At 66.3% G+C, this 22,393-nt stretch carries 19 protein-coding genes; 14 read left to right on the forward strand and 5 right to left on the reverse strand.

Annotated features, from left to right (window positions below; translation table 11 throughout):
- Positions 1–92: 92 nt before the first annotated feature.
- Complete coding sequence (gene proP, locus H3H55_RS06710) at positions 93–1,580, reverse strand: glycine betaine/L-proline transporter ProP (protein WP_193098083.1); 1,488 nt, start codon at positions 1,578–1,580, stop codon at positions 93–95.
- Positions 1,581–2,121: 541 nt separating this feature from the next.
- Here proP and H3H55_RS06715 point away from each other — a divergent pair.
- A complete protein-coding gene (locus H3H55_RS06715) occupies positions 2,122–2,454 on the forward strand; it encodes a YnfA family protein (protein ID WP_193098084.1) in 333 nt (110 codons plus the stop codon).
- Between the two features lie 27 nt (positions 2,455–2,481).
- On the opposite strand, the gene dnaQ is transcribed toward H3H55_RS06715, so the two are convergent.
- Genes dnaQ through H3H55_RS06730 form a run of 3 tightly spaced genes read right to left on the reverse strand, consistent with a single transcriptional unit; the run spans position 2,482 to position 4,507 of the window.
- Positions 2,482–3,216, reverse strand: a complete 735-nt coding sequence (gene dnaQ, locus H3H55_RS06720) for a DNA polymerase III subunit epsilon (RefSeq protein ID WP_193098085.1) — start codon at positions 3,214–3,216, stop codon at positions 2,482–2,484.
- 38 nt (positions 3,217–3,254) lie between these two features.
- Positions 3,255–3,698 (reverse strand): ribonuclease HI, encoded by a 444-nt coding sequence (rnhA, locus tag H3H55_RS06725; protein ID WP_048242439.1) that lies wholly within the window; start codon positions 3,696–3,698, stop codon positions 3,255–3,257.
- Positions 3,695–4,507, reverse strand: coding sequence for a class I SAM-dependent methyltransferase (locus H3H55_RS06730; RefSeq protein WP_048242438.1), 813 nt, complete (start codon positions 4,505–4,507; stop codon positions 3,695–3,697). The genes rnhA and H3H55_RS06730 overlap by 4 nt, the downstream gene beginning before the upstream one ends.
- An 18-nt stretch (positions 4,508–4,525) precedes the next feature.
- Between H3H55_RS06730 and gloB the strand changes: the two genes are divergently transcribed.
- The 8 genes from gloB (at position 4,526) to H3H55_RS06770 (ending at position 15,014) form a co-directional block, all read left to right on the forward strand.
- Positions 4,526–5,332 carry a hydroxyacylglutathione hydrolase gene (gene gloB / locus H3H55_RS06735; protein ID WP_193098086.1) on the forward strand — a complete coding sequence of 269 codons (807 nt, stop codon included), beginning with the start codon at positions 4,526–4,528 and terminating at the stop codon, positions 5,330–5,332.
- A gap of 151 nt (positions 5,333–5,483) precedes the next feature.
- Positions 5,484–7,058, forward strand: a complete 1,575-nt coding sequence (locus H3H55_RS06740; RefSeq protein ID WP_193098087.1) for a transglycosylase SLT domain-containing protein — start codon at positions 5,484–5,486, stop codon at positions 7,056–7,058.
- Positions 7,059–7,214: 156 nt separating this feature from the next.
- Positions 7,215–8,432, forward strand: a complete 1,218-nt coding sequence (locus H3H55_RS06745) for an MFS transporter (RefSeq protein ID WP_193098088.1) — start codon at positions 7,215–7,217, stop codon at positions 8,430–8,432.
- A gap of 376 nt (positions 8,433–8,808) precedes the next feature.
- Positions 8,809–9,954 carry a glutamine-hydrolyzing carbamoyl-phosphate synthase small subunit gene (gene carA, locus H3H55_RS06750; RefSeq protein ID WP_193098089.1) on the forward strand — a complete coding sequence of 382 codons (1,146 nt, stop codon included), beginning with the start codon at positions 8,809–8,811 and terminating at the stop codon, positions 9,952–9,954.
- Positions 9,955–9,982: 28 nt separating this feature from the next.
- A complete protein-coding gene (gene leuE / locus H3H55_RS06755) occupies positions 9,983–10,642 on the forward strand; it encodes a leucine efflux protein LeuE (RefSeq protein WP_048242433.1) in 660 nt (219 codons plus the stop codon).
- Positions 10,643–10,691: 49 nt separating this feature from the next.
- Positions 10,692–13,946: a carbamoyl-phosphate synthase large subunit gene (gene carB / locus H3H55_RS06760; RefSeq protein ID WP_129514220.1), complete on the forward strand. Its 3,255-nt coding sequence runs from the start codon at positions 10,692–10,694 to the stop codon at positions 13,944–13,946.
- A 118-nt stretch (positions 13,947–14,064) separates the two neighbouring features.
- A complete protein-coding gene (greA, locus tag H3H55_RS06765) occupies positions 14,065–14,541 on the forward strand; it encodes a transcription elongation factor GreA (protein ID WP_129514221.1) in 477 nt (158 codons plus the stop codon).
- 14 nt (positions 14,542–14,555) lie between these two features.
- Positions 14,556–15,014 carry a DUF4149 domain-containing protein gene (locus H3H55_RS06770; protein ID WP_129514757.1) on the forward strand — a complete coding sequence of 153 codons (459 nt, stop codon included), beginning with the start codon at positions 14,556–14,558 and terminating at the stop codon, positions 15,012–15,014.
- A 49-nt stretch (positions 15,015–15,063) separates the two neighbouring features.
- On the opposite strand, the gene H3H55_RS06775 is transcribed toward H3H55_RS06770, so the two are convergent.
- Complete coding sequence (locus H3H55_RS06775; protein WP_048242429.1) at positions 15,064–15,591, reverse strand: YhbY family RNA-binding protein; 528 nt, start codon at positions 15,589–15,591, stop codon at positions 15,064–15,066.
- Positions 15,592–15,784: 193 nt separating this feature from the next.
- On the opposite strand from H3H55_RS06775, the gene H3H55_RS06780 reads away from it, so the two are divergent.
- From H3H55_RS06780 to pstS, 5 genes are all read left to right on the forward strand, one after another.
- Positions 15,785–16,447 (forward strand): RlmE family RNA methyltransferase, encoded by a 663-nt coding sequence (locus tag H3H55_RS06780; protein ID WP_193098090.1) that lies wholly within the window; start codon positions 15,785–15,787, stop codon positions 16,445–16,447.
- Between the two features lie 166 nt (positions 16,448–16,613).
- Positions 16,614–18,512: an ATP-dependent zinc metalloprotease FtsH gene (ftsH, locus tag H3H55_RS06785; RefSeq protein ID WP_129514223.1), complete on the forward strand. Its 1,899-nt coding sequence runs from the start codon at positions 16,614–16,616 to the stop codon at positions 18,510–18,512.
- Positions 18,513–18,540: 28 nt separating this feature from the next.
- On the forward strand, positions 18,541–19,482 hold the full coding sequence (folP, locus tag H3H55_RS06790) for a dihydropteroate synthase (protein ID WP_193098091.1): 942 nt from the start codon (positions 18,541–18,543) through the stop codon (positions 19,480–19,482).
- A gap of 27 nt (positions 19,483–19,509) precedes the next feature.
- Positions 19,510–20,865: a phosphoglucosamine mutase gene (glmM, locus tag H3H55_RS06795; protein WP_193098092.1), complete on the forward strand. Its 1,356-nt coding sequence runs from the start codon at positions 19,510–19,512 to the stop codon at positions 20,863–20,865.
- Between the two features lie 454 nt (positions 20,866–21,319).
- Positions 21,320–22,354, forward strand: coding sequence for a phosphate ABC transporter substrate-binding protein PstS (gene pstS / locus H3H55_RS06800; RefSeq protein ID WP_129514226.1), 1,035 nt, complete (start codon positions 21,320–21,322; stop codon positions 22,352–22,354).
- Positions 22,355–22,393: the final 39 nt, after the last annotated feature.

The raw sequence follows: 22,393 nt of genomic DNA on the forward strand, positions 1-22,393 counted from the left end.
GGATGAAAAAAAGCCCGGCCGGCGCAAGCCGGTCGGGCGGATCGGGTTCGATCGGGCCCCGGCTTCGGCCGGGGCTTTTTCATGGGCGACGCTCAGGCGCGTGCGGTCGTCACTGCGCCATAGATCTGCGCGTCGTCGTCCTCGCGCAGCTGGCGCACGAGCTGGTGCGCTTCGCGGCGCGATGCGACGGCCGGCGGCGAGCCCTTGAGCGGCTGGCGCGCGGTTTCGGCGAGCGCGACGACCGACACGATGCCGATCACGGCGGCGCCCATCATGTAGTACGCGGGCATCATCAGGTTGTGCGTCACGTCGACCAGCCACGCGGTCATCAGCGGCGTCGTGCCGCCGAACAGCGACACCGACACGTTGAAGCCGATCGCGAGCGCGCCGTAACGGATCTCGGTCGGGAACAACGCCGGCAGCGCCGACGGCATCACGCCGGTGAAGCACGACAGCAGCACGCCGAGGATCAGCAGGCCGCCGAACACCGACGCCGTGGTGCCCGCATGGATCAGCATCATCGACGGGATCGACAGCGCGAGCAGCCCGACGCAGCCGGCCAGCATCACGGGCTTGCGGCCGACCTTGTCGGACAGGCGCCCGGCGTAGAGCGTCATCGGCATCATCAGCACCATCACGATCAGCACGAGCACGAGGCTGTGCGATTCGTCGAAGTGCAGCGTCGACGACATGAAGCTCGGCAGGTACGACAGCACCATGTAGTCGGTCACGTTGAAGATCAGCACGAGGCCGACGCACAGCAGCAGCGCACGCCAGTTGCGCATCAGCGTTTCGCGGAAGCGCGCCTTCGGCACGGCCTTGTCCTGCGCTTCGCGCTCTTCGGCCTGGCGCTTGAACGCGGGCGTTTCCTCGAGCTTCATCCGGATGTAGAGACCGATCAGGCCGAGCGGGCCGGCGATCAGGAACGGCACGCGCCAGCCCCACGACAGCAGCGCTTCCTGCGACAGCGACGCGGTGAGCAGCGCGACGACGCCCGCACCCATCACATAACCGATCAGCGTGCCGAACTCGAGGAAGCTGCCCATGAAGCCGCGGCGCTTGTCGGTCGAGAATTCGGCGATGAAGGTGGCCGCGCCGCCGTATTCGCCGCCGGTCGAGAAGCCCTGCACGAGGCGGGCGACGAGCAGCAGCACGGGCGCCATGATGCCGATCGATGCGTAGCTGGGGATCAGGCCGATCGCGAAGGTGCCGACGGCCATCATGATCATCGTCGCGGCGAGCACGCGCTGGCGGCCGATGCGGTCGCCGAGCGGGCCGAACACCATGCCGCCGAGTGGGCGCACGAGGAACGCGGCCGCGAACGTGCCGAAGGTCGCGAGCAGCTGCGCGGACGGGCTGCTGGACGGGAAGAACACCTTGCCGAGCGTGACGGCGATGTAGCTGTAGACGCCGAAGTCGAACCATTCCATCGCGTTGCCGATGGCCATCGCGCTGACGGCGCGCTTGAGCAGGCTCTGGTCGACGACGGTAATGTCGTCCGCGGCGAGCGGGGCCTCGCCGGACGACGAAGCGGAGGAAGAAGCAGCGGTCGGGCTGACGTGTGTTGCGGTCAAGGTCATGCACTCCTTTGACTGCGCCGGAACGGGCGGGCCGTCCGACACGGTTTGCCGGCGAGCGCGGTGTCGCATGCGGCGCGTCGGGGCAGGCCATTAAGCACTTACTGCGTAAAAGGCGGTAAAGGGCCGAAGGGGCTGCTTCGACGCGGGCCCGACGGGCCGACGCGACAGTGCGCTCATGAAGAATGGGCCGCGTGATGCAGGCGGCAGATGCCGGTGCGGACCGATGGTCCGGCGTTCCGGCAAGCGCCCCGGAAGGGGCCATGAAACGAGAAAAGCGGGCCTGTCGGGCGGGCTTTCCTGTAGGTGCAATTCCGCTCGAAGGGCCGGCCCGCAACGCGCGGACGGACTTCTTGCGAAATCGAATAGACAGAGATTGAATGTTGAAACAGGCGACATGATAGCACGATGACGGATGATCGCGCAAATTGCCGGGAGACGTCCGTCTGGCGGGGGATCCGGCGGGGCCTGCTCGGGTATGATCGGCGGCGCGCGGCGGGGCCGTGCAGCCCCCGGTGACGGGGCCGAATTCACGAGGAACCGGATGACCGAACTGATGAGGATCGCGGCGCTGTTCGCCGCTACCGCGCTGGCCGAAATCGTCGGCTGCTACCTGCCTTGGCTCGTGCTGAAGGACGGCCGGCCGGTCTGGCTGCTGGTGCCGGCCGCGCTGTCGCTCGCGCTGTTTGCGTGGCTGCTGACGCTGCACCCGAGCGCGGCGGGGCGCACCTATGCCGCGTACGGCGGTGTTTATATCGCGGTTGCGCTGATCTGGCTGCGGGTGGTCGACGGCGTGGCGCTGACCCGCTGGGATGTGGCCGGCGCGGTGCTCGCGCTGGGCGGGATGGCGGTCATCGCGCTGCAGCCGCGCGCGTGAGCGCGGCTGCAGCGCAAGCTGAGTGCGTCAGGCCGTCTGCGCGGCGTCCGTGTCCGCGGACTTGCGCCACACGCAGGCGCCCTTGACCGACTTGTCGAGCTCGTCGAGCTGCGCCTGGTGCGCGGTGAGTTCGTCGTCGCTCGCGGCGACCACGGGCAGGTCGAGCGCGGCGAGCGACACGCGCTGACCATTCGCCGTGCCGCCGTCGGCGCCTGCGTCGTCGAGCATGTCGATCACGAGGCTGTCCTGGCCGCGCGTCATCGCGAGATACACCTCTGCCAGCAGCTCCGAGTCGAGCAGTGCGCCGTGCAGCGTACGGTGCGCGTTGCTGATGCCGAAGCGGTCGCACAGCGCGTCGAGCGAGTTGCGCTTGCCCGGGAACATCTGCTTGGCCTGCACGAGCGTGTCGATCACGCCGCCGCAATGTTCGGTGAACGGCGGCAGGTCGAGCCGCGCGAATTCGGCGTCGAGGAAGCCCAGGTCGAACGGTGCGTTGTGGATGATCAGCTCCGCGTCCTTCACGAAGTCGCGGATCTGGTTGGCGACTTCCGCGAATTTCGGCTTGTCGCTGAGGAATTCGGTCGTGAGCCCGTGCACCGCCAGTGCGCCCGGATCGCTGTCGCGCTCGGGGTTCACGTAGAAGTGCAGGTTGTTGCCGGTGAGCCGCCGGTTCAGCAGCTCGACGCAGCCGATTTCGATGAGGCGGTCGCCCGTGCGGGCGTTCAGGCCGGTGGTTTCGGTATCGAGAATGATCTGGCGCATGTCGGGAAAAACGAAGGAAACAGGGAAACGGCCGGGGTTCAGGCCGTCAGCGATTCGACGCCGCGATTCGCGAGCGCGTCCGCGCGCTCGTTTTCGGGATGGCCCGCGTGGCCCTTGACCCAGCGCCACTCGACTTCGTGCTGCGCAACCAGCGCATCGAGCCGCTTCCACAGGTCGGCATTCTTCACGGGCGTCTTCGCCGCGGTGACCCAGCCTTTCTTCTTCCAGCCGTGGATCCACTCGCTGATGCCTTTCTGCACGTATTGCGAGTCGGTATGCACGATCACCTGGCACGGCCGCTTCAGCGCCTCGAGCGCCGAGATCACGCCCATCAGCTCCATGCGGTTGTTGGTCGTGTTGGGCTCGCCGCCGAACAGCTCCTTCTCGCGGTCGCCGTAGCGCATCAGCGCGCCCCAGCCGCCCGGGCCGGGATTGCCCTTGCAGGCGCCGTCGGTATAGATGTCGATGGTATCGGTTGTCATGAATGTTCTTGATGGGTAGTCGGGGAGGCCGCCGGCGTCAGGCCCGGCGCAAGCACGGGCTTCTTCATCTTGATCTGGCCGACGAGGCGCATGCCGCGCACGCGCTTGACGGCCGTCACCATGTAGACGGCGCCGAAGATCGGCCACCAGCGGTCGCCCGCGGCTTCCATGAAGCCGTAGCGGGCGAGCCACTTGTCGGTGACGAGCGGCGGACGGTAGCAGCCGAAGCGGCCGCGTTCGAGGTCGAAGCCGAGCAGCTTGATCCAGTCCTTGAGCCGGATGAACGCGATCTGGTCGCGCGTGGCCGGCACGAACGGGCGGTTCGCCATGCGCCCGAACGATTGCCGCATGCCCCACAGGCTGAGCGAATTGAAGCCGGTGATCACGAGCTGGCCTTCCGGCATCAGCACGCGTTCGGCCTCGCGCAGCAGGCGGTGCGGGTCGGACGTGAATTCGAGCGTGTGCGGCATCACGATCAGGTCGACGCTCTGCGACTCGAACGGCAGGTCGAGCAGGTCGCACCAGGTCGTGCTGCGATCGGCGGGCGCGTGCTCCGGCGAGTGCGCTTCGCGCGCCCACGGGTACTGGTACGGCGCGCTCGCGCCGCTGGCCGGATCGAGCACGAGGCCGCGATACGGCATGCGGTTCTCGCGCAGTGCGTCGAGCTGCGGCAGGCCGAGCTGCAGCGCGTGGAACCCGAAGACGTCGGACACGATCCGGTCGAGCTGCGCCTGCTCCCAGCCCAGCACGTAGCGGCCGGGAGGCGAGTCGGTCCAGGCGGGCCAGTCTATAATTTGTCGGTCAGACATAACGATGATTGCGCGCCCATGAACGAGCTGGAATACGTGCCGGTGCCGGCATTCGAAGACAACTATATCTGGCTCGTCTCGGACGGCCGCGATGCGATCGCCGTCGATCCGGGTGAAGCCGCGCCCGTACGCCGGGTTCTTGCCGAACGAGGCTGGCGGTTGACCGCTATTTTACTCACGCACCATCACGCCGACCACGTCGGCGGTGTCGAGGCGCTGCGCAATAGCCAACCGGACGATGTTCCGCTGGCCGTTTACGGCCCCGCGGCCGAGGCGATCGGCGTGGTCACGCGGCCGCTCGCGGGCGGCGATCGCGTGACGCTCGACGCGCCGGCCGTCGCGTTCGACGTGCTCGACGTGCCGGGCCATACGCGCGGCCACATCGCCTATTTCCAGGCGGCCGGGCAGGGCGCCGCCGCGCCGCACGTGTTCTGCGGCGACACGCTGTTCTCGTGCGGCTGTGGCCGCCTGTTCGAGGGCACGCCCGCGCAGATGCTCGCGTCGCTCGACGCGCTCGCGGCGCTGCCGGGCGACACGCGCGTGCATTGCGCACACGAATACACGCTGTCGAACATCCGCTTCGCGCTCGCGTGCGAGCCCGGCAATGCGGCGCTCGCCGCGTGGCGCGACGACGCGCAGGCGCTGCGCGCGCGCGGCGTGCCGACGCTGCCCACTACGATCGCGCACGAGCGTGCCGTTAACCCGTTCATGCGGGCCGACAGCGACGCGATTCGCGCGACGCTCGAGGCCGAGCTTCACGAAACGGTTCCGGATCGTCTGGCGGCGTTCACGCTGATGCGGGAGTGGAAAAATCGGTTCCGATGATCAATTCCGGAGGACTCCAAAGCTCAAGCGTTGTCTGTAAAAATTGCTCCAAATGTAGGATTTCGCTGAGTTTTCGGTGTTTTTATTGACGTGAAGCACGCACTTCCGTAGTATCGCCTGCAATTTCCAGCCGTCGGAAGCCGAGATTTTCATGCGACTTATATTGAGTGCGATGGTGGTCCTGCTACTCGCCGCTTGTGCGAGCCAGGCCCCTGTCGCCAACAACGCCGCCGATTCGCAGGCGACGTCCACCTACCTCCGTAAATCAGCCACCGCCAAAGAGACTGTCGACGTCGACAAGCAATCCGTCGGCGACCTGACCAGTGCAGACCCCGATCTCTGGGGGCGCATCCGCCGCGGTTTCCAGATGCCCGACCTGCAGAGCGACCTCGTCGACATGCAGACGACCTGGTACACGCAGCGGCCCGATTACGTGCAGCGCATGACCGAGCGCTCGCAGAAGTACCTGTATCACATCGTCGAGGAGCTCGAGGCGCGTCACATGCCGACCGAGCTCGCGCTGCTGCCGTTCATCGAGTCCGCTTACAACCCGCAGGCGCTGTCGGTCGCGAAGGCGGCCGGCATGTGGCAGTTCATGCCCGGCACGGGCCGCACGTACAACCTGAAGCGCAACATGTGGCAGGACGAGCGCCGCGACGTGCTCGCGTCGACGAGTGCCGCGCTCGACTACCTGTCGCGCCTGCATGACATGTTCGGCGACTGGTATCTGGCGCTTGCCGCGTACAACTGGGGCGAGGGCAACGTGCAGCGCGCGATCGCGCGCAACCAGGCGGCCGGCCTGCCGACCGACTACCAGAACCTGCGGATGCCGAACGAGACGCGCAACTACGTGCCGAAGCTGCAGGCGGTGAAGAACATCATCGCGAACCCGCAGCAGTACGGCCTCGCGCTGCCGGACATCCCGAATCACCCGTATTTCGTGACGGTCACGACGGCGCGCGACATCGACGTGGCGGTCGCCGCGAAGCTCGCGAACCTGTCGCTCGACGAATTCCGCTCGCTGAACCCGTCGTTCTCGAAGCCGGTGATCCTCGGTGCGACCGAGCCGCAGATCCTGCTGCCGTTCGACAACGCGGCGGCGTTCGAGAAGAACCTGAAGGCATACAACGGCCAGTTGTCGTCGTGGACCACCTATACGGTCAGCGAACGCGCGCGGCCGGCCGCGATCGCCGAGAAGATCGGCGTGGACGCCGATACGCTGATGTCGGTCAACAAGATTCCCGCGGGCATGCGCCTGAAGCCGGGCTCGACGATCGTCGTGCCGCGCGGTGACGACGACGACGAGGACATCAGCGCCGACGTCGCCGAGAACGGCGCGCTCGCGATGGAACCCGACGTGCCCGACACGCGCAAGATGCTGATCCGCGTGCGCCGCAAGCAGTCGATGGCGGCAATCGCCGGCCGCTACGGCGTGTCGGTCGGCCAGCTGAAGGCATGGAACCGGACGCACCGCGATCTCGTGATGCCGGGCCAGGCGCTGGTGCTGCACGTGCCGGTCGGCCGTTCGGTGCCGGCCGAGCCGGGTCCGGAGCGGATCGCGACGTCGGTCGGCGGCGCGCACATCGAGCGCGCGAGCCTGGCGGTGGGCGGCAAGTCCCACGGTGCGAAGCGCGGCGCGGCCAAGCCGGCGGCCAAATCGGCCAAGGCGGCTCCCTCGAAAGCCGCGCCGGCCAAGGCCACCACGCACAAGGGCAAGAAGAAGTAACGCGGCTGCGCAGCGCATCGCGCGGCCGGCTCCGGTCGCCCGATTGCGCTATCATCCGACGAATGCGACGAAACGCCGTCACCGAGGTGACGGCGTTTTCGTTTGTGCGCGGCGCAGGGGCGCTGCGTCGAAGGTCTTCAATAACAAGGGGAAGTGATGTCGTCGGTGCAGGTGAGAGTGCTCGCGCTGTTTTCGGTCGGGTATTTCGTGTCGTATGTGTTTCGCGGCGTCAATCTGGGCTTCGCGCCATTCGTCACGCATGAGCTCGGGTTGTCGGCCGCCGATCTCGGCCTGCTCACCAGTCTCTATTTCCTGGGCTTCGCGGGCGCGCAGATTCCGGCCGGCGTGATGCTCGACCATTTCGGCCCGCGCCGCGTGACGGCCGGCATGCTGCTGTTCGCGGCGGCCGGTGCGGCCGTGTTCGGCGCGGCGCACAGCATCGGCACGATGATGGCCGGCCGGCTGCTGATCGGCGTCGGCGTGTCGGTGTGTCTCGGCGCGGCATTCAAGGCGCTCGCGCAGCATTTCCCGGTCGGCCGGCTGCCGCTCGTCAACGGGCTCGTGATGGCCGTTGGCGGCCTCGGCGGCGTCGTGGTCGGTTCGCCGCTGACCTGGCTGCTCGGCTGGACGAGCTGGCGTGAGATCTGTTTCGGCCTCGCGGTGCTGACGGTGCTCGTCGCCGCTTCGATCGGCTTCGGCGCGCCCGAAGCGAAGCAGGTGCGCCACCAGGGCGGGCTTGTCAGCCAGTTCAAGGGCACCTGGCACATCCTGAGCAGCCGCGCGTTCTGGAAGATCTCGTCGTTCTCCGTCGTCACGCAGGGCGTGTTCTACGCGATGCAGTCGCTGTGGGTCGGGCCGTACCTGCGCGACGTCGCGGGGTTCGGCGCGCAGCACGCCGCGCGCCTCGTGTCGGTGCTCGGCTTCGCGATGATGGCCGGTTGCGTCGGCTTCGGCGCTGCCGCGCGTGTGCTCGAGCGGCGCGGCGTGTCCGTCTATGCGTTCTGCGGCGTCGGCATGGCGCTGTTCGTCGCGACGCAGGCCGCGATCGTTGCGCGCGTGCCGCTGCCGCCGGCCGTGCTGTGGGCTGCATACGGGATGTTCGGCGGCGTCGGCATCCTGACCTACGCGGTGATGGCCGGGCACTTTCCGGCCCATCTGATCGGCCGCGCGAACACGACGCTCACGCTCGTGATCTTCCTGCTGATCTTTGCGTTCCAGATCGGCGTTGGCGCGGTGCTGTCGCACTGGCCCGCGGTCGACGGCCGTTATCCGGCCGCCGCGCACTTCACCGCATGGGGTGTGCTGCTCGCGCTGCAGCTCGCGAGCGCGGTCTGGTACGTGTGGCCCGCGCGCGGCGCTGGCCAAGCGCACTGATCCGGCGGTACGCTGGGGGTAGGGCGGCCGCGGAAACGGGGCCGCAGCACATTGCGCGCGCACGCCGGCCACGCTGCCGGTGGTGGCGCACGCATGATCGGACGGCCATATCGATTGAAGATAGGGCCATTTTCAGGCTATAATTTGAAAGTTTGTGCTGATCAACCTCGCACCCTAGCGCCTACCTCATTCATCCCGTTCATCCGCCGCACGCCGCCTGCCGGGCGATGCCGCGAAGCCTCGTGCGCCACGCGCCGGGTTCGCGTCTCGACAACGCAGGCCGCGTCCAGCAAGCGACCACGCGCGCCCACGCAGCGCGGCGCTCGCGCGGCAGGGTAAACAGGTCGGCAGCAGGGTGTTCCCCAAGGAGCCTCCCGTGTTGCCGTCTTTTTCTCCCGCCTTGCTTGCACTCGCCGACGGCACGGTCTTTCGTGGTTATTCGATCGGGGCCGAAGGCCATACGATCGGCGAAGTCGTGTTCAATACCGCGATTACCGGCTATCAGGAAATCCTCACTGATCCGAGCTACGCGCGCCAGATCGTTACGCTCACCTACCCGCATATCGGCAACGTCGGCGTCAATGCCGAAGACGTCGAAGCCACGAAAGTCCATGCCGCCGGCCTGATCATCCGTGATCTGCCGACGCTCGCATCGAACTTCCGCATGGACCGCACCCTCGGCGATTACCTGCGCGACGAAGGCGTCGTCGCGATCGCCGGCATCGACACCCGCAAGCTGACCCGCATCCTGCGCGACAAGGGCGCGCAGGGCGGCTGCATCCTGGCGGGTTCGGACGACGAGGCCAAGGCGATCGAGCTCGCGCGCTCGTTCCCGGGCCTGTCCGGCATGGATCTCGCGAAGGTCGTGTCGACCACGAAGCCGTTCGAGTGGAAGCAGACGGAATGGCGCCTCGAAGGCGGCTACGGCATGCAGGAAGCGCCGAAGTATCGCGTCGTCGCGTACGATTTCGGCGTCAAGTACAACATCCTGCGCATGCTCGCGGAGCGCGGCTGCCACGTGACGGTGCTGCCGGCACAGGCGAGCGCGGCCGATGCGCTCGCGCTGAATCCGGACGGCATCTTCCTGTCGAACGGCCCTGGCGATCCGGAGCCGTGCGATTACGCGATCGCGGCCACGAAGGAATTCATCGAGCGCGGCGTGCCGACCTTCGGCATCTGCCTCGGCCACCAGATCATGGGCCTCGCGGTCGGCGCGAAGACGCTGAAGATGAAGACGGGCCACCACGGTGCGAACCATCCGGTGAAGGACCTCGGCGACGGCCGGGTCGTGATCACGTCGCAGAACCACGGCTTCGCGGTCGACTCGGATTCGCTGCCGGCCAACGCGCGCGTGACGCACGTGTCGCTGTTCGACGGCACGCTGCAGGGCTTCGAGCTGACCGACAAGCCGGCGTTCTGCTTCCAGGGCCACCCGGAAGCATCGCCGGGCCCGCACGACATCGGCTATCTGTTCGACCGTTTCACCGCGCTGATGGACGCGGCGAAGCAGCGCAACGCGTAACGCAACCGAAGAACGGGAGATTCGCATCATGTTCGGCCACGCACTCGGCATCACGGATATCTGGACCTACGTGTTCGGCGTGATCTTCATCATCCTGCTGCCGGGGCCGAACTCGATGTACGTGCTGTCGCTCGCGGCGCAGCGCGGCGTGAAGGCCGGCTATCGCGCGGCCTGCGGCGTGTTCGTCGGCGATACGGTGCTGATGGTGCTGTCCGCCGCGGGCGTCGCGTCGCTGCTGAAGGCCAATCCGCTGCTGTTCTCGGTCGTCAAGTACGGCGGCGCCGCGTACCTGCTCTACATCGGCACCGGCATGCTGCGCGGCGCGTGGCAAAAGCTGCGTGCGCCGGCCAATGCGCCGGCTGACGCGCCGCAGGCGGTCGACGGCGAGCGGCCGTTCCGCAAGGCGCTGATCGTGAGCCTGCTGAACCCGAAGGCGATCCTGTTCTTCATCTCGTTCTTCATCCAGTTCGTCGACCCGGCATTCCCGCATCCCGCGCTGTCGTTCGTCGTGCTCGGGGCGATCGCGCAATGCGCGAGCTTCCTGTACCTGAGCACGCTGATCTTCGCGGGTGCGCGGCTCGCCGAGCATTTCCGCCGCCGCCGCAAGCTTGCGGCCGGCGCGGCGAGCAGCGTGGGCGGCCTGTTCATCGGTTTCTCGGTGAAGCTCGCGCTCGCCACCATGAGTTGAGCGCCGCCGGCCGACCCACGACAACGATTACTTATTGAATTCACAAGCCATGCCAAAACGCACAGACATCAAGAGCATCCTCATCATCGGCGCCGGCCCGATCATCATCGGCCAGGCGTGCGAGTTCGACTACTCGGGCGCGCAGGCTTGCAAGGCGTTGCGTGAGGAGGGCTACAAGGTCGTTCTCGTCAACAGCAACCCGGCGACGATCATGACCGACCCGAACACGGCCGACGTGACCTACATCGAGCCGATCACGTGGGAAGTCGTCGCGCGCATCATCGAGAAGGAGCGCCCGGACGCGATCCTGCCGACGATGGGCGGCCAGACCGCGCTGAACTGCGCGCTCGACCTGCATCACCACGGCGTGCTCGAGAAGTTCGGCGTCGAACTGATCGGCGCGTCGCCGGAAGCGATCGACAAGGCGGAAGACCGCCAGAAGTTCAAGGAAGCGATGACCAAGATCGGTCTCGGCTCCGCGAAGTCGGGCATTGCGCACTCGATGGAAGAGGCGACCAAGGTGCACGGCGAGATCATGGCGGAGACGGGCGGCAGCGGTTACCCGGTCGTGATCCGTCCGTCGTTCACGCTCGGCGGCTCGGGCGGCGGCATCGCATACAACCGCGAAGAGTTCGAGGAGATCTGCAAGCGCGGTCTCGATCTGTCGCCCACGCGCGAACTGCTGATCGAGGAATCGCTGCTCGGCTGGAAGGAATACGAGATGGAAGTCGTGCGCGACCGCGCCGACAACTGCATCATCGTCTGCTCGATCGAGAACCTCGACCCGATGGGCGTGCACACCGGCGACTCGATCACGGTCGCGCCGGCGCAGACGCTCACCGACAAGGAATACCAGATCCTGCGTAACGCATCGCTCGCGGTGCTGCGCGAGATCGGCGTCGACACGGGCGGCTCGAACGTGCAGTTCTCGATCAACCCGAAGGACGGCCGCATGGTCGTCATCGAGATGAACCCGCGCGTGTCGCGTTCGTCGGCGCTCGCGTCGAAGGCGACGGGTTTCCCGATCGCGAAGGTCGCCGCGAAGCTGGCGGTCGGCTACACGCTCGACGAGCTGAAGAACGAAATCACCGGCGGCCAGACGCCCGCATCGTTCGAGCCGACGATCGACTACGTCGTCACGAAGATCCCGCGCTTCGCGTTCGAGAAGTTCCGTGAAGCCGATTCGCGCCTGACGACGCAGATGAAGTCGGTCGGCGAAGTGATGGCGATCGGCCGCACGTTCCAGGAATCGTTCCAGAAGGCGCTGCGCGGCCTCGAAGTCGGCGTCGACGGTCTCGACGAGAAGTCGACCAACCGCGACGAGATCGCGATCGAGATCCACGAGCCGGGCCCGGACCGCATCTGGTATGTCGGCGACGCGTTCCGCATCGGCATGACGGCCCAGGAAATCTTCGCGGAAACCGCGATCGACCCGTGGTTCCTCGAGCAGATCGAGCAGATCATCCTGAAGGAAAAGGCACTCTCGGGCCGCACGCTCGCGTCGCTGACGTTCGACGAGCTGCGCTACGTGAAGCAGAGCGGTTTCTCCGACCGCCGCCTCGCGAAGCTGCTCGGCGCGACGCCGGAAGACGTCCGCAAGCGTCGCGTCGAACTGAACGTGCGCCCGGTCTACAAGCGCGTCGACACCTGCGCGGCCGAGTTCGCGACGAAAACCGCCTACATGTACTCGACCTACGAGGAAGAGTGCGAGGCGCAGCCGACCACCAACAAGAAGATCATGGTGCTGGGCGGCGGCCCGAACCGGATCGGCCAGGGCATCGAGTTCGACTACTGCTGCGTGCACGCGGCGCTCGCGATGCGCGAGGACGGCTACGAAACGATCATGGTCAACTGCAACCCGGAAACGGTGTCGACCGACTATGACACGTCCGACCGCCTGTACTTCGAGCCGCTGACGCTCGAAGACGTGCTCGAGATCGTCGACAAGGAAAAGCCGGTCGGCGTGATCGTCCAGTACGGCGGCCAGACGCCGCTGAAGCTCGCGCTCGACCTCGAGGCGCACGGCGTGCCGATCGTCGGCACGTCGCCGGACATGATCGACGCGGCCGAAGACCGCGAACGCTTCCAGAAGCTGCTGCAGGACCTCGGCCTGCGCCAGCCGCCGAACCGCACCGCGCGCGCCGAAGACGAAGCGCTCAAGCTGGCCGAGGAAATCGGCTATCCGCTGGTCGTGCGCCCGTCGTACGTGCTCGGCGGCCGCGCGATGGAAATCGTCCACGAGCCGCGCGACCTCGAGCGCTACATGCGCGAGGCCGTGAAGGTGTCGAACGATTCGCCGGTGCTGCTCGACCGCTTCCTGAACGACGCGATCGAGTGCGACGTCGACTGCATCTGCGACGGCGAAGCCGTGTTCATCGGTGGCGTGATGGAGCACATCGAGCAGGCGGGTGTCCACTCGGGCGACTCGGCATGCTCGCTGCCGCCGTACTCGCTGTCGAAGGAAACCGTGGCCGAGCTGAAGCGCCAGACGGGCGCGATGGCGCGGGCGCTGAACGTGGTCGGCCTGATGAACGTGCAGTTCGCGATCCAGCAGGTGCCGCAGGCGGACGGTTCGAAGCAGGACATCATCTACGTGCTGGAAGTGAACCCGCGCGCATCGCGCACGGTGCCGTACGTGTCGAAGGCGACCAGCCTGCCGCTCGCGAAGATCGCGGCGCGCGCGATGGTCGGCCAGAAGCTCGCGCAGCAGGGCGTGACGAAGGAAGTCGAGCCGCCGTACTTCAGCGTGAAGGAAGCCGTGTTCCCGTTCGTCAAGTTTCCGACCGTCGATCCGGTCCTCGGGCCTGAAATGCGTTCGACCGGCGAAGTGATGGGTGTCGGCCAGACGTTCGGCGAAGCGCTGTTCAAGTCGCAGCTCGCGGCCGGTTCGCGCCTGCCGGAGTCGGGCACGGTGCTGCTGACCGTGATGGACGCCGACAAGCCGAAGGCGGTCGAAGTCGCGCGCATGCTGCACGACCTCGGCTACCCGATCGTCGCGACCAAGGGCACGGCTGCCGCGATCGAAGCGGCCGGCGTGCCGGTGAAGGTCGTGAACAAGGTGAAGGACGGCCGTCCGCACATCGTCGACATGATCAAGAACGGCGAGATCGCACTCGTGTTCACGACGGTCGACGAGACGCGCCAGGCGATCGCCGATTCGCGTTCGATCCGCATGAGCGCACAGGCGCACAAGGTCACGTACTACACGACGATGTCGGGCGCGCGCGCGGCTGTCGAAGGTTTGCGCTACCTGAAGGATCTGGAAGTCTATGATTTACAAGGTCTTCACGCTCGCCTAAACTAAGCAGTCAGTTTCCTGTCGAAGCAATACGTGCCGCGGTTAAGCGGTGTTTCCGGTGTATCGGAAACGCGCTTAATCGCGGTGATTTTTTTTAAAGCCGTTTTTAGCGATTGAGCCGTTTATGAGCACCATTCCGTTGACAAAGCGTGGCGCAGAGCAACTGCGCGATGAATTGCAGCGCCTCAAGTCCGTCGAGCGGCCGGCCGTGATCAATTCGATCGCGGAGGCCCGCGCACAGGGTGATCTGTCCGAAAACGCCGAATACGATGCCGCGAAGGAAAAACAGGGCTTCATCGAGGGCCGCATCGCGGAACTCGAATCGAAGCTGTCTGCCGCGCAAATCATCGATCCGACGGTGCTCGACGCCGATGGCCGCGTGGTGTTCGCCGCGACGGTCGAACTCGAGGATCTTGAGTCGGGCGATACCGTCAAGTACCAGATCGTCGGCGACGACGAAGCCGATATCGATCACGGCCTGATCTCGGTCAGCTCGCCGATCGCGCGCGCACTGATCGGCAAGACCGAAGGCGACGTCGCGGCCGTGCAGGCGCCGAGCGGCGTGCGCGAATACGAAATCATCTCGGTCAGCTACATCTGAAGCGGGGCGACGTGATGCCGCATCGCGTGTTCCGTCTGCTGTCGGCCGTCTGGGTCGGCAGCCTGCTGACGATCGGGTATGCGGTCGCGCCCGTGTTGTTCAAGACGCTGGAGCGGATGACGGCCGGTTCGGTCGCCGCCCAGCTGTTCCGTATCGAGGCGATCCTCGGTGTCGTGTGCGGCGTGCTGCTGCTCGCGTTGTCGAACCAGCAGGTGCGGCACGGCAGCAGCGAATATCGCCGCGTGCGCTGGATCGTCGCCGCGATGGTCGTGTGCGTGCTGGTCGGGTATTTCGCGCTGCAGCCGTTCATGAACGCGCTGCGGGTGGCCGCGATGGACGCGGGCACCGATATCGCCAACTCGCCGTACGCGAGTCGCTTCGGGATGCTGCACGGCGTCTCGAGCGTGTTCTACCTCGTCGAGAGCGTGCTGGGGCTGATGCTGATCTGGCGTCTGCCGGCGCGCGACGCCTGAGCGCCGCGCGGGCAGGGCGGCACGGCGTGCGCCGTGCCGCATCCGCGATTTACTTGTCCTGGAACGGCCGCTTGGTGCTTGCCTGGCGCTTTTTCGCGCGCTTCACGTTGCCGCCTGCCGTCACGCGCTCGTTGCCGCGCACGACGACCTTCGTCGGCTTCGGGCGACGCACGGGGCTGGCGTTCGGCGACACCTTGACGACCTTGACGGTGCGCGGTGCGCGGCCCTTCTTGTCGTCGGCGGCTTCGGCCGCGCTCGGCAGCGTGCCGGCACGACGGCCGCGGGCCGGGGCCGCCGCGGCGGCTTCGGGCTTCCAGATCACCAGCAGCTTGCCGATGTGCTGGATCGGCGCCGCGCTCAGGCGGTCGCAGATCTCGTCATAGATGGCGACGCGTTCGTCGCGTTCGTCGCCGAACACGCGAATCTTGATCAGCTGGTGCGCGCCGAGGTGCACCTTGATTTCTTTCAGCACGGCGTCGGTCAGCCCTTCGGCCCCGATCAGCACGACGGGCTTGAGCGCATGGGCCTGGGAGCGCAGCGCGGAGCGCTCGGCGGGAGAAAGCGAAAGGGCGGGCATGGGAATGTCGAAATCTAAATAAGGGCGCACTGCCTGAAAAGCGATCGCGGGAAGTTACCGCGTCAGCCGTGCGCCGAAACCACGTAAAATCGCGGCTTGGACCCGAAAAGGGGCCGCAGCCGCGCGAAGAAGACGCGTATTATCCGCTAAAAGCGCGGCTTCACGAAGCAAATGGCAGCAATCTCTCTCTCGAATGGCAAAAAACCGCTTTAACCAGAACTGGCTGCACGACCACATCAACGACCCGTACGTCAAAATGGCGCAGCGGGAGGGCTATCGCGCGCGTGCCGCGTACAAGCTGAAGGAAATCGACGAGCAGGACAAGCTGATCCGTCCGGGCCAGGTGATCGTCGATCTCGGCGCGACGCCGGGCAGCTGGAGCCAGTATGCCCGCAACAAGCTCTCGCAGGGCAAGAAGCGTGACGCCGAGCGCGAGGGCGGCATCGACGGCACGATCGTCGCGCTCGACCTGCTGCCGATGGAGCCGATCGCCGACGTCCACTTCATCCAGGGCGACTTCCGCGAGGAAGACATACTCCACCAGCTCGAGGAAGTGCTCGAAGGCCGTTCGGTGGACCTTGTTATTTCGGACATGGCCCCCAACCTCTCCGGCGTGGCCCTGGCGGACGCGGCGCGCATCGAGCATCTTTGCGATCTGGCGCTCGAATTCGCGCAGAATCATCTGAAGCCGGATGGTGCGCTGCTCGTGAAATGCTTTCACGGCAGCGGCTACAGCCAGATCGTCGAGAAGTTCAAGCAGCAATTTAAGACCGTCGCGCCGCGCAAGCCCAAGGCGTCCCGCGACAAATCGTCCGAAACGTTCATTTTGGGTCGGCATCTGAAGCGACCGCGCTGATGCGGAGCAGGGTGCCGCAAACGGGCTCCGGCCCTTGCCAGACAAGCGAAGCGCTATCGCGGCGGTTGTCAATGCTTATGGCGAGGGTGGTCGGACTGGATTAGAATGACCGAGGGGCGCCGCAAGGAAAATGTAGGCGCTCGTCTACGAGTGAAGGAGTGGTGCTTTGAACAACAATATGTTTTCGAAGGCAGCGGTGTGGCTGGTGATCGCACTGGTGCTGTTTACGGTGTTCAAGCAGTTCGACAAGCCCCGCGTTCAGGAAGGCGTGTCCTATTCGCAGTTCATGGACGATGCCAAGAGCGGCAAGGTCAAGAACGTCATCGTTCAGGGGCGCAACCTCACCGTCACTCCGGCTGATGGCCAGAAATACCAGATCGTGTCGCCCGGCGACATCTGGATGGTCGGCGATCTGATGAAGTACGGCGTGCAGGTCAGCGGCAAGGCCGACGATGAGCCGAACGCGCTGATGTCCGCGCTGTACTACCTCGGGCCGACGATCCTGATCATCGTGTTCTGGTTCTACATGATGCGGCAGATGCAGGGTGGCGGGAAAGGCGGTGCCTTCTCGTTCGGCAAGTCGCGAGCGCGGCTGATCGACGAGAACAACAACGCGGTGAACTTCTCCGACGTCGCGGGCTGCGACGAAGCGAAGGAAGAAGTGTCCGAGCTCGTCGACTTCCTGCGCGATCCGCAGAAATTCCAGAAGCTGGGCGGTCGCATTCCGCGCGGCGTGCTGCTCGTCGGCCCGCCGGGTACCGGCAAGACGCTGCTGGCCCGCGCGATCGCGGGTGAAGCGAAGGTGCCGTTCTTCAGCATCTCGGGTTCGGACTTCGTCGAAATGTTCGTCGGCGTCGGCGCGGCCCGTGTGCGCGACATGTTCGAGCAGGCGAAGAAGCATGCGCCGTGCATCGTGTTCATCGACGAAATCGACGCGGTCGGCCGTCATCGCGGCGCCGGCATGGGCGGCGGCAACGACGAGCGCGAACAGACGCTGAACCAGATGCTCGTCGAGATGGACGGCTTCGAGGCGAATTCGGGCGTGATCGTGATCGCCGCGACCAACCGTTCCGACGTGCTCGACAAGGCGCTGCTGCGTCCGGGCCGTTTCGACCGCCAGGTCTACGTCGGTCTGCCGGATATCCGCGGCCGCGAACAGATCATGCGCGTGCACCTGCGCAAGGTACCGATCTCGAACGACGTCGATGCGGCAGTCATCGCGCGCGGCACGCCGGGCTTCTCGGGCGCCGATCTCGCGAACCTCGTGAACGAGGCTGCGCTGTTCGCCGCACGCCGTGGCAAGCGCATCGTCGAGATGCAGGATTTCGAGGACGCGAAGGACAAGATCTTCATGGGTCCGGAGCGCAAGTCGGCCGTGATCCGCGAGGAAGCGAAGCGTGCGACCGCGTACCACGAGTCGGGCCACGCGGTGGTGGCGAAGCTGCTGCCGAAGGCCGACCCCGTGCACAAGGTCACGATCATTCCGCGCGGCCGTGCGCTGGGTGTCACGTGGCAGTTGCCGGAGCATGACAACGAGACGTATTCGAAGGACTACCTGCTGGACCGCCTCGCGATCCTGTTCGGTGGCCGGGTGGCGGAAGAGCTGTTCATGAATCTCGTCAGCACCGGCGCATCGGACGACTTCAACAAGGCAACGCAGACGGCGCGTGCGATGGTCGCCCGTTTCGGCATGACCGATGCGCTCGGACCGATGGTCTACGTCGACGACGAGAACGATGCATCGCCGTTCGGCCGTGGTTTCACGCGCACGATCTCGGAAGCGACGCAGCAGAAGGTCGACGCGGAAATCCGCCGCGTGCTGGACGATCAGTACAACCTCGCGCGGCGCCTGCTGGACGAAAACCGCGACAAGGTCGAAGCGATGACGGCCGCGCTGATGGAGTGGGAGACGATCGACGCCGATCAGATCAACGACATCATGGAAGGCCGTCCGCCGCGCTCGCCGAAGAGCTCGCCGGCTGTCGGCGGCGATTCGTCGGGCGGTGGCAGCAGCGCCGAGGTCAAGCCCGGCAACGCACCGGCACCTGCTTCGCCGGCGGCATAGTCTCCGCTTTAGTACCGTTCACGGGCTGGTGTGGCTTCACACCGGCCCGTTTTGCATTCATCCACGCCAGTCGCTCGTGTCCGATTTCGCTGTTTCCCCGTTCATTCCCGCGCCGCTGCACTGCGGCCGCTTCGAGCTGACGTTCGAACGCCCGCTCGTGATGGGCATCCTTAACGCAACGCCCGATTCGTTCTCCGACGGCGGCCGTTTCCTCGCGCGCGACGATGCGCTGCGCCAGGCCGAGCGGATGATTGCCGACGGTGCCGACCTCCTCGATATCGGCGGCGAGTCGACGCGCCCCGGCGCGCCGCCCGTGCCGCTCGACGAGGAGCTCGCGCGCGTGATCCCGCTCGTCGAGGCGCTGCGGCCGCTGAACGTGCCGCTGTCGGTCGACACCTACAAGCCGGCCGTGATGCGCGCGGCGCTGGCTGCCGGCGCGGACCTGATCAACGATATCTGGGGGTTCCGCCAGCCGGGCGCGATCGACGCGGTGCGCGACGGCAACAGCGGGCTGTGTGCGATGCACATGCTCGGCGAGCCGCAGACGATGCAGGTCGGCGAGCCCGACTACAGCGATGTCGTGACCGACGTGCGCGATTTTCTCGCCGCGCGCGCGCAGGCGCTGCGCGATGCGGGCGTCGCGCCGGAACGGATCTGCGTCGATCCCGGCTTCGGGTTCGGCAAGGCGGTCGTCGACGATAACTATGCGCTGCTGGCCGCGTTGCCGGACACGGCGCCCGCGCGGCCCGACGGGCGCGCTTATCCGATACTCGCGGGCATGTCGCGCAAGTCGATGCTCGGCGCGGTCATCGGCGGCAAGCCGCCGATGGAGCGCGTCGCGGCGAGCGTGGCGGCCGCATTGTGCGCGGTTGAACGCGGTGCGGCGATCGTGCGCGTGCACGACGTCGCGGCGACGGTCGATGCACTGAAAATCTGGAATGCCGTGCGCGCAGCCGCGCGGCAACGATAAGTCAGAAGACGAAGGAGGAAGGACCCCATGGGACGTCGATATTTCGGCACGGACGGCATTCGCGGCACGGTAGGCGAAGCGCCCATCACGCCGGACTTCGTATTGCGCCTCGGTTATGCGGCCGGCAAGGTGCTGGCCAGCTCGGCCGATGTCACGACGGGCTCGCGTCCGACCGTGCTGATCGGCAAGGACACGCGCGTGTCGGGCTACATGCTCGAGGCCGCGCTCGAGGCCGGATTCTCGGCGGCCGGCGTCGACGTGATGCTGGCCGGCCCGATGCCGACGCCGGGCGTCGCGTATCTGACGCGCGCACTGCGCCTGTCTGCCGGTGTCGTGATCAGCGCGTCGCACAACCCGTATCACGACAACGGGATCAAGTTTTTCTCCGCCGACGGCAACAAGCTGCCCGACGACACCGAAGCCGCGATCGAAGCGTGGCTCGACAAGCCGCTCGAATGCGCGCCGTCCGACGGCCTCGGCAAGGCGCGCCGCCTCGACGACGCGGCCGGCCGCTACATCGAGTTCTGCAAGAGCACGTTCCCGGCCGCGTTCGACCTGCGCGGGCTGAAGCTCGTGATCGATTGCGCGCACGGCGCTGCGTACCAGATCGCGCCGCACGTGTTCCACGAGCTCGGCGCGGACGTGATCCCGATCGGTGTCGCGCCGAACGGCTTCAACATCAACGACGGCGTCGGCGCGACCGCGCCGGACGCGCTGGTGCGCGCGGTGCGAGCGAACCACGCCGATCTCGGCATTGCGCTCGACGGCGATGCCGACCGCCTGCAGGTCGTCGACGCAGCTGGCCGCCTGTACAACGGCGACGAGCTGCTCTACGTGCTCGTGAAGGACCGGATCGCTACCGACGGCAAGGTCGAAGGCGCGGTCGGCACGCTGATGACGAACCTCGCCGTCGAAGTCGCGCTGCAGCGCGAGGGCGTGAAGTTCGTCCGTGCGGCGGTCGGCGACCGCTACGTGCTCGAACAGTTGCGCGAGCACGGCTGGCAGCTCGGCGCGGAAGGCTCGGGCCACATCCTGTCGCTCGACCGGCACTCGACCGGCGACGGCATTGTGTCGGCGCTGCTGGTGCTGGCCGCGCTGAAGCGCAGCGGCCGAACGCTCTCGCAGATGCTCGATGGCGTCACGCTGTTCCCGCAGAAGCTGATCAACGTGCGGATGAAGCCGGGCGCCGACTGGAAGGGCAGCACGTCGATTCGCGCCGCGATCGATGCAGCCGAAGCCGCGCTCGCCGGCAGCGGCCGTGTGCTGATCCGCGCATCGGGCACGGAGCCGGTGCTGCGCGTGATGGTCGAAGCGCAGCAGGCGGCCGATGCGGTTCGCCATGCGGAGACGATCGCCGACGCGGTGCGCGCCGCGACAACTTGACGCACGACAGCGGCACGGGGCGGTCCGGCCGCCCCGCGCCGGCTCCCCGATGAACCGGCATGCGGCGCCTTCAGGGCGCCGCAATTTCGTCAGACGCAAAGGTTTGCGCTATCTAATAGAGGGGCGTCTCGACAAACGCAGTGCGTGACCGGGGAAATCTTCAGACCCCTTATATCGCGCTCGCCGCGGGCAGGGGCTTCCCGTCCCGCCGACGCTGCGCTACGATCCGTCCGCACCCCCGTCAAACGGGTGTCCGCACCATCCCCGCCAGGCAGCAATTCTTGCCGCCATCGCCGTCCCGACGCCGCCCAGGCGCCGTCCGCGCCGCACCCGCTACTCCCTTTCAACCAGTCATGTTACTGTCACGCCAGTTTCATCGATTGTCACATTACCGTCATGAGGAGCCCCTAACCTTCGCGGTGCCGTAGTCATCCGCTCACACACTGGAGGTCTCATGAAATTGATGCAAACCGCGATTGCCGGCCTGGCTGGCGCGCTTTTCGCCGTTGCCGCGCAAGCCGCCGACATCACGGGCGCAGGCAGCACGTTCGCGATGCCGATCTATACGAAATGGGCTGCTGACTATCAGCAGACCGGCGGTGCAAAGGTCAACTATCAAGGTATCGGTTCGTCGGGCGGCCTGAAGCAGATCAACGCAAAGACGGTCGATTTTGCCGGTTCGGACGCTCCGCTGAAGGATGAAGAGCTCGCGAAGGAAGGCCTGTTCCAGTTCCCGACGGTGGTGGGCGGCGTGGTGCCGGTCGTCAACGTGCCGGGCGTGAAGGCAGGCGAGCTGACGCTGTCGGGCCCGGTGCTCGGCGACATCTACCTCGGCAAGATCAAGAAGTGGAACGACCCGGCGATCGCCGCGCTGAACCCGAAGGTCAAGCTGCCGGATACGGACATCGCAGTCGTTCGCCGTGCTGACGGTTCGGGCACGAGCTTCATCTGGACGAACTACCTGTCGAAGGTCAACGAAGACTGGAAGTCGAAGATCGGCGAAGGCACGACGGTCAACTGGCCGACGGGCACGGGCGGCAAGGGCAACGACGGCGTCGCGGCCTTCGTGCAGCGCCTGCCGGGCGCGATCGGCTACGTCGAGTGGGCGTACGCGAAGAAGAACAACATGGTCTACACCGCGCTGAAGAACTCGACGGGCACGGTGGTCGAGCCGAAGACGGAAACGTTCAAGGCCGCTGCTGCCGGCGCGAACTGGTCGAAGTCGTTCTACCAGATCCTGACGAACCAGCCGGGCAAGGACGCATGGCCGGTCGTCGGCGCGACGTTCGTGCTGCTGCACGCGAAGCAGGACAAGCCGGAGCAGGGCGCGGAAACGCTGAAGTTCTTCAGCTGGGCGTTCAAGAACGGCGAGAAGGCTGCTGACAGCCTCGACTACATCTCGCTGCCGCCGGCGGTCGAGACGGAAATCCGCAAGCAGTGGAAGGCGAAGGTGACGGACGCATCGGGCAAGTCGGTCGCCGCCGAGTAAGCAATGCAGCGGTTCGCTGCCTGGCCGCGCCGGTCGGGC

The sequence above is a fragment of the Burkholderia sp. Z1 genome, from assembly GCF_014893795.1.
GTDB lineage: Bacteria > Pseudomonadota > Gammaproteobacteria > Burkholderiales > Burkholderiaceae > Burkholderia > Burkholderia theae.

What these genes read in the sequence shown, in the direction of transcription:
- greA (WP_129514221.1), top strand. Translation starts at nt 14,065, where the DNA reads ATGAGCACCATTCCGTTGACAAAGCGTGGCGCAGAGCAACTGCGCGAT.
- leuE (WP_048242433.1), top strand. Translation starts at nt 9,983, where the DNA reads ATGTTCGGCCACGCACTCGGCATCACGGATATCTGGACCTACGTGTTC.
- H3H55_RS06745 (WP_193098088.1), top strand. Translation starts at nt 7,215, where the DNA reads ATGTCGTCGGTGCAGGTGAGAGTGCTCGCGCTGTTTTCGGTCGGGTAT.
- rnhA (WP_048242439.1), bottom strand. Translation starts at nt 3,698, where the DNA reads ATGACAACCGATACCATCGACATCTATACCGACGGCGCCTGCAAGGGC.
- H3H55_RS06770 (WP_129514757.1), top strand. Translation starts at nt 14,556, where the DNA reads ATGCCGCATCGCGTGTTCCGTCTGCTGTCGGCCGTCTGGGTCGGCAGC.
- carB (WP_129514220.1), top strand. Translation starts at nt 10,692, where the DNA reads ATGCCAAAACGCACAGACATCAAGAGCATCCTCATCATCGGCGCCGGC.
- glmM (WP_193098092.1), top strand. Translation starts at nt 19,510, where the DNA reads ATGGGACGTCGATATTTCGGCACGGACGGCATTCGCGGCACGGTAGGC.
- H3H55_RS06730 (WP_048242438.1), bottom strand. Translation starts at nt 4,507, where the DNA reads ATGTCTGACCGACAAATTATAGACTGGCCCGCCTGGACCGACTCGCCT.
- gloB (WP_193098086.1), top strand. Translation starts at nt 4,526, where the DNA reads ATGAACGAGCTGGAATACGTGCCGGTGCCGGCATTCGAAGACAACTAT.
- H3H55_RS06780 (WP_193098090.1), top strand. Translation starts at nt 15,785, where the DNA reads ATGGCAAAAAACCGCTTTAACCAGAACTGGCTGCACGACCACATCAAC.
- pstS (WP_129514226.1), top strand. Translation starts at nt 21,320, where the DNA reads ATGAAATTGATGCAAACCGCGATTGCCGGCCTGGCTGGCGCGCTTTTC.
- proP (WP_193098083.1), bottom strand. Translation starts at nt 1,580, where the DNA reads ATGACCTTGACCGCAACACACGTCAGCCCGACCGCTGCTTCTTCCTCC.
- dnaQ (WP_193098085.1), bottom strand. Translation starts at nt 3,216, where the DNA reads ATGCGCCAGATCATTCTCGATACCGAAACCACCGGCCTGAACGCCCGC.
- H3H55_RS06715 (WP_193098084.1), top strand. Translation starts at nt 2,122, where the DNA reads ATGACCGAACTGATGAGGATCGCGGCGCTGTTCGCCGCTACCGCGCTG.
- H3H55_RS06775 (WP_048242429.1), bottom strand. Translation starts at nt 15,591, where the DNA reads ATGCCCGCCCTTTCGCTTTCTCCCGCCGAGCGCTCCGCGCTGCGCTCC.
- H3H55_RS06740 (WP_193098087.1), top strand. Translation starts at nt 5,484, where the DNA reads ATGCGACTTATATTGAGTGCGATGGTGGTCCTGCTACTCGCCGCTTGT.